Source organism: Sodalinema sp. (genome assembly GCF_046483825.1).
In the GTDB taxonomy this organism is placed as follows: Bacteria; Cyanobacteriota; Cyanobacteriia; order Cyanobacteriales; family Geitlerinemataceae; genus Sodalinema.
The window spans coordinates 1-6,512 of the sequence record NZ_JAWOCL010000197.1 but is presented as its reverse complement, the minus strand read 5'-3'; the positions used below and the strand labels follow the sequence as shown (position 1 = coordinate 6,512).

The 6,512-nt window shown below is 47.1% G+C and carries 5 protein-coding genes; 4 read left to right on the top strand and 1 reads right to left on the bottom strand.

Annotation, left to right across the window (positions count from 1 at the left end):
- The 3 genes from R6U67_RS12960 to R6U67_RS12950 all read left to right on the top strand — a co-directional run.
- The coding region (locus R6U67_RS12960) for a TlyA family RNA methyltransferase (RefSeq protein WP_410252938.1) at positions 1–573 on the top strand (573 nt) is incomplete at its 5' end.
- On the top strand, positions 570–1,958 hold the full coding sequence (locus R6U67_RS12955) for a cobyrinate a,c-diamide synthase (RefSeq protein ID WP_410252937.1): 1,389 nt from the start codon (positions 570–572) through the stop codon (positions 1,956–1,958). The genes R6U67_RS12960 and R6U67_RS12955, both read left to right, overlap by 4 nt.
- A gap of 32 nt (positions 1,959–1,990) precedes the next feature.
- A complete protein-coding gene (locus R6U67_RS12950; protein ID WP_410252936.1) occupies positions 1,991–2,563 on the top strand; it encodes a Uma2 family endonuclease in 573 nt (190 codons plus the stop codon).
- A 6-nt stretch (positions 2,564–2,569) separates the two neighbouring features.
- Here R6U67_RS12950 and R6U67_RS12945 read toward each other — a convergent pair whose 3' ends face one another.
- Positions 2,570–2,767 (bottom strand): hypothetical protein, encoded by a 198-nt coding sequence (locus R6U67_RS12945; RefSeq protein WP_410252935.1) that lies wholly within the window; start codon positions 2,765–2,767, stop codon positions 2,570–2,572.
- 299 nt (positions 2,768–3,066) lie between these two features.
- On the opposite strand from R6U67_RS12945, the gene R6U67_RS12940 reads away from it, so the two are divergent.
- Positions 3,067–6,512: ATP-binding protein (locus tag R6U67_RS12940; protein WP_410252934.1), on the top strand; the 3,446-nt coding region annotated here is incomplete at its 3' end.

Sequence of the window (6,512 nt, the reverse complement as noted above, 5' to 3'; positions counted from 1 at the left end):
GTGGAGAATCGGGTTTGTCTCGATGGTGGGATTTCCACGGGAGGTTTTACGGACTGTTTGTTGCAACGAGGGGCGCAACGGGTCTATGGCGTGGATGTGGGCTATGGCCAGGTGGATTGGAAGCTGCGTCAGGACGACCGGGTGGTTCTCAAGGAACGCACTAATTTACGCTATCTGACCCCGGAGCAATTGTATCAGGCTGATGACCCGCGCCCGGATTTGGCGGTGGCAGATGTTTCGTTTATTTCTCTGGAGAAGGTGTTTCCGGCCATTTGGAATTTGTTGGTGTCGCCTCGGGAAACGATTGTTTTGGTGAAACCTCAGTTCGAGGTGGGCCGATCGCGCGTCGGCAAGAAAGGCGTTGTCCGCAATCTCGGCGATCGCGCCGATGCCATTATTCAAGTTCGGGATGCGGCGCGAGGTTTGGGATGGTGCGATCGCGGCCTCGTCACCTCCCCCATCCAAGGACCGGCGGGCAATGTGGAATATCTACTCTGGCTCCATGAACAGGGAACCCCTCAATTGGATGAAGCCACCATCCAAACTGCTGTACAAGGAGAGTCTACCCCATGAAAGCCCTCGTCATTGCCGGAACTCGTAGCGGTGTCGGCAAAACATCTCTATCTCTGGGAATTATGGCCGCCCTTCGTCGTCGGGGGCTACGAGTTCAGTCGTTTAAAGTCGGGCCAGATTTCATCGATCCTGGACATCATCGCCTGGCGACGGGCCGCATTTCCCACAATTTAGATGGCTGGATGTTATCAAAAGCTGACAATTTAGCCCTCTTTCGTCACTATAGCCGCGATTGTGATGTGGCGATTATTGAGGGAGTGATGGGAGTTTTTGACGGTTATGGGGCCACGTCTGAGGATGGGAGTACCGCTCAAATCGCCAAGTGGCTAGGGGTTCCGGTGTTGCTGGTGGTGGATGCGTCGCGGATGTCTCGCAGTGTGGCGGCGTTAGTCTCGGGATATATACACTTTGATGCGGATTTGTCAATTACGGGAATTGCCCTAAACAAAGTCGGTAATACACTCGATTGCAGTCATACTAGACGCCGATTAAGTCGCTTGGGAGAAGCTATCGCGTCGGTCACTTCGATTCCAGTACGGGGAGAAATTCCTAAAAATAGCTTCCCGGAAATCCCCTCTCGTCATCTGGGGTTATGGATGGCCCAGGAGGATAATCTGGGAAATTCCTATATTGAGACGTTGGCGCAAGCGACGGAAACCTATCTGGATTTGGATGGCCTGTTGGCGAGTTTGCCTGATTGGCGAGGAGAGTTGGCGGTTGGGGAGGATGTTTCGGGGAGTTTGCCGCAAAAGCCGTCAGTACGGATTGCGATCGCCCGTGATGCGGCTTTTTGTTTCTACTATGAGGAAAACCTACGTTTGTTGCAAGAGGCCGGTGCAACGCTGATTGAGGTGTCGCCGCTAGGGGATGAGTTTCCTCAGAACATTGATGGGTTTTACTTCGGTGGCGGCTATCCAGAACTTCATGGGGAACGCCTGAGTCAGAATGAGAGGTTTTTAGCGGGATTACGACGGTTTGCGGCGGAAAATCGTCCCATTTATGGGGAATGTGGCGGCTTGATTTATCTGTCTCAGGGAATTGAGGTTAAGGATGTTCGCTTTCGGTTTGCCGGAATTTTTCCCTTTTGGACGCGATTGGGCGATCGCCCCAACTTAGGCTATACGAAAATTGAAACCCGCGCCAATTATCCCTTTTGCCCACAGCCTCTTAGCGTCAATGGCCATCGTTTCCATTATTCTCAACTGATTCCTGAGACGGTTCCTCCCGAGATTCCCACCTGTTATCAGGCTCACAGTTGGCGTATTGGTGCGTTTTCTGAAGGCTATGTGTTGGGAAATAGCCTCGCCAGCTATGTTCATTTACATTTTCGCAGTAACCCGGCGTTTGCTAAACAGTTTGTTGAGGCTTGTAGAGGGTTATACTAGGGGCGATCGCAACTCCTGAGATCACAGATATCATGATTAGGACTGCTCAATCCGTTTCTCTCGATGACTATCGCCAGATGGAACAAGTCTGTGAATCTCGCCATGAATACCACGATGGAGAGGTTTGGGACATGGCCGGCGCTAGCCTCAATCATAATACGATTGTCGTCAACCTCATTGCTCGACTCAAATCCTATCAGACGAACCCACCTCTACGACTGTTTTCGAGTGATATGCGATTGTGGATTCCTCAATATCGCCGAGGCTTATATCCCGACATTATGGTGGTTTTGGGGGATGTTTTGCTCAATGGCGATCGCGATGATGAAATTCTCAATCCCAGCCTGATTATCGAAGTTCTATCGCCCTCAACGGCTACATTTGACCGAGGGGACAAATTCCTATTTTACCGCTCAATTCCCCAGTTTCAAGATTACCTGTTAATCAGCCAATCGGACTATCGTTTAGAACATTATCGCCGCACCAGTACCAGCCAATGGCTATTTGACGATTACCTCAACCGAAATTGTGAGATTTTATTGCCGAGTCTGGGGATAACCCTAAATGGAGAGGAGATCTATGCTGATGTTCAGATTAGCACCTAATGGGGGTTAGGGGGTATTCTGGGGCGATCGCCGTCCCCGCAGGATAAATACCCCAATCATGACCATAACCGGGGTAAAAATAATGGTCAACGCCGACAGTCCGTTAACCGGAATGGGAAGTTGTGGGGCAATGTATTTAATGGTTAATGACCCTAGAAGTGAGGCTAAGATGACTTTTGAGATAAAGACGACTTTCGAGGTCATGGTGATCGTAATGGCTGAGTTGTCTGGAAGATGTGGTGTCAAATCAGGATTGAGTTGACCGTAAACGGCAAACCCTCTAACATATCGTCACTCACAAATCTGTAGTTTATTATACATCAAAAAAAGATGAACTGTAATATATCAAATTTTTAATAGTTTTAAATTGATTGATATATTAAGCTTTTAGCCGTAACGGTGAGTGCATTGTCCGAGTATGAATTTATATGCAGAGGAAATTATCTTGAAAAATCTGCTATAACAGATTCAATCAGCCTTGCGTAACAGTACGAGAACCAACCATGACTCAGATGACTCAGACCTTACAGCTTCCAGGTTATGAGATTACCGAGCTAGTGTATCATGGCAGTCGAACTCGAGTCTATCGAGGGCGACGAGAAATCGACCAGCACCCGGTGGCCATCAAAGTCTTGCAAAATGAGACCCCTGATTTTAATGATCTTCTCAAGTTTCGCAACCAATACACCTTAACCAAAAACCTGGATCATACCCAAATCCTCAAAAGCCTAAGCCTAGAATCCTATGGTCACGGTTACGCTCTAATTTTGGACGATTTTGGCGGAATCTCCTTGGCTAACTATTGGTTACAGTACCAATCTACCCCAATCCCCGAGATTCCCCTAGAGGAATTTCTGAAAATCGCCATTCAACTGACGCAGGCTCTCAACTATCTTTATCAAAACCGCATTATCCATAAAGATATTAAACCCGCCAACATTCTGATTAATCCTCAGACTCATGAGGTGAAGTGCATTGATTTTAGCATCGCCTCGCAACTTCCCCGAGAAAGCCAAGAACTGGATAATATTAATACCCTCGAAGGAACGTTGGCCTATCTTTCCCCGGAACAAACTGGACGGATGAATCGTGGGATTGACTATCGCAGTGACTTTTATTCTCTCGGGGTGACGTTTTATGAACTGCTAACGGGAACGCTCCCGTTTAACTCAGACGATACCTTGGATCTCATCCATAGCCATCTCGCCGTCAACCCACCGCCGGTTCATCACCTCAATCCTGCGATTCCCCTTCCGTTATCGCAGTTGGTTAGTCAATTAATGGCCAAAAATGCTGAAGATCGCTATCAAACGGCGTTGGGGATTCAAGCGGATTTACAAGTCTGTTTAGATGCACTGCAAACAAGCGGCCACATTTGCGAGTTTACGCTGGGGGAACGAGATATTAGCGATCGCCTAATGATTCCCGAAAAACTCTATGGTCGCGCCGAAGAAGTGAAGGAACTTCTAATGGCTTTTGATCGTGTTAGTCAAGGCGATCGTGAGTTAATGCTAGTTGCCGGATTTTCGGGAATTGGCAAAACCTCTCTTATTCAGGAAGTTCATAAGCCAATTATACGCCAACGGGGATATTTTGTCAAGGGTAAATATGACCAATTCAATCGAAATATCCCGTTGAGTGGCTTAGTGCAAGCCTTGCGAGATTTAGTAGATCAAATCCTCTCAGAATCTGAGGAAAATGTGCAAATCTGGGGGGAGACCATTCTCGAAGCCATTGGTGATCAGGGACAGGTTTTAGTCGAGGTCATCCCAGAATTAGAACTCCTCATCGGAACACCTCCCCCAGTTCCTGAACTCTCAGGCGTTGCAGCGGAAACTCGTCTGAATCTCCTCTTTACAAAATTCATCAAAGTCTTCGCGAGTGCTGATCATCCTTTAGTGATTTTCTTAGATGACTTACAATGGGCCGATTGGACCTCCTTAAAGTTCCTGAAAATCTTGCTCGACGATCAGGATTATCTTCTGATGTTAGGAGCCTACCGCGATAACGAAGTCTCTCGGGTTCATCCTCTCATCCTAACCCTAGATGAATTAACCCAGAACGCCACCCCAGTTAAAACTCTTACCTTATCGCCTCTGGATACGTCTGACCTCAATCAGCTCGTGGCTGACACCCTTCAATGTGACCTATCCCGAGCCAATCCCCTCACGGACTTGATTACTCGAAAAACGCAAGGAAACCCCTTTTTTACAAACCAGTTTATCAAGTTTCTCCATAAAGAAAAGTGGCTGAGTTTTGATTGGCAAACGGGTCTTTGGCAAGCTGATTTAGCTCAAATTAAAGTTTTAGCAATGACCGATGACGTCGTGGAGTTTATGGCTTTGCAATTAAGGAAACTCCCCGCATCCAGCCAAAATCTGCTTCAATTAGCCGCCTGTGTGGGGGCTGAATTTGATTTCAATACCTTAGAGGTGATTAGTCAAACCTCGATATCAGACGTCGCGATTGGATTGTGGAATGCGATCGAGCAAGAGTTTGTAATTCCCACCAATCAAATCTACAAATTTTTTACGGATTTTGAACCTAACGAGACGTTCGAAGGTAATCTCAATCCTCGCTACCGCTTTGTCCATGACCGAATTCAACAAGCCGCCTATTCTCTCATTCCTGAAGAGCATAAGCAAGCCACACATCTGCAAGTGGGGCGTTTACTGCAAGAAAAGTTGGGGGAACAAGAGCGAGAGGAACGATGTTTTGAGATTGTCGGTCATTTGAATTTAGCCCCAGATCTCATCCGAGAGCGTCGGGATAAAGAGGCGGTGGCGCAGTTGAATTTAGTGGCGAGTCAAAAAGCTCTCAAGTCCACGGCCTATCCCTTAGCGCAACAGTTCGTTGAAACGGGACTCTCTTGGCTAGAAGAAAACGCTTGGGAAATTCAGTATTCCCTCAGCCTAGCACTCAAAACCCTGGGAGTGGAAACCGCCTATCTGACCGGAAATTTTGAGCTGATGAACCAGAGAGCGGATGAGGTGTTAGCCGCGAGTCAGACGGTCCTCGACCGGGTCAAAATCTATCAAATTCAAATCAGTTCCCTGACGGCTCAAGGTCAGATGTTAGAGGCGATTCAGTTGGGTCAAAAAGCCCTGCTGGAGTTGGGCGTTCACGGGTTAGAGGAGGAAAACTCTCAATCGATGGAAATGAACCTAAATATGGCGGTAGAGAGAGTCTCTGAGAGACTGGGTGGTAAAACCATTGAAGATCTGGTTCATGAGCCTCAAATGACTGATGCTCCTATGAAAGCGGCCATGGATTTATGTGCGTTATTATTTCCCGCTGTCTATCAGGGGAGTCCCCAGTTGCAACCCTTGCTTTGTGCTACGATGGTGAGCCTGTCGTTAGAGTTTGGAAATAGTCCAGCCTCCACCCTCGGTTATGGAAGTTATGGGATGGTTTTATCGGCTTTTCTGGGGGATGTAGAACAGGGCTATCGCTTTGGTAAATTGGCGTTGAATTTGGTGGATTCGTTGAAGGTATCTAAATTTAAGTCCCTGAATTTACTCTGGTTTGGAGGCTTTATTCAGCATCGTAAAGAGTCTCTGCGCTCCACTCGCTTGACGATGAGAGATGGCTATCTCGCGGGGATGGATAGTGGAGATTTCCTCAATGCTGGCTACAATCTCATTAACTATTTTTATGATAGTGTGTTTGCTGGGGTAATTTTGGAGGATTGGGAACGAGAAATTCAAGATTATGTGGATGTCTTAGAATCTATCAAACAAGAATCGCCCCTTACCTATTTGAAGATGTCCCAACAAATGGCATATCATTTGAAGGAATCTTTTGATGAACCTGATGTTTTTAAGGGGCCGGCTTATGACGAAACACAGGTGATTCCCAAGTATCAGCAAAATAATGAATTGTCAGGACTTGCTTATCTTTATACTTACAAAATAATGCTTGCCTATTGGTTTGGCAAGTATCGCAACGC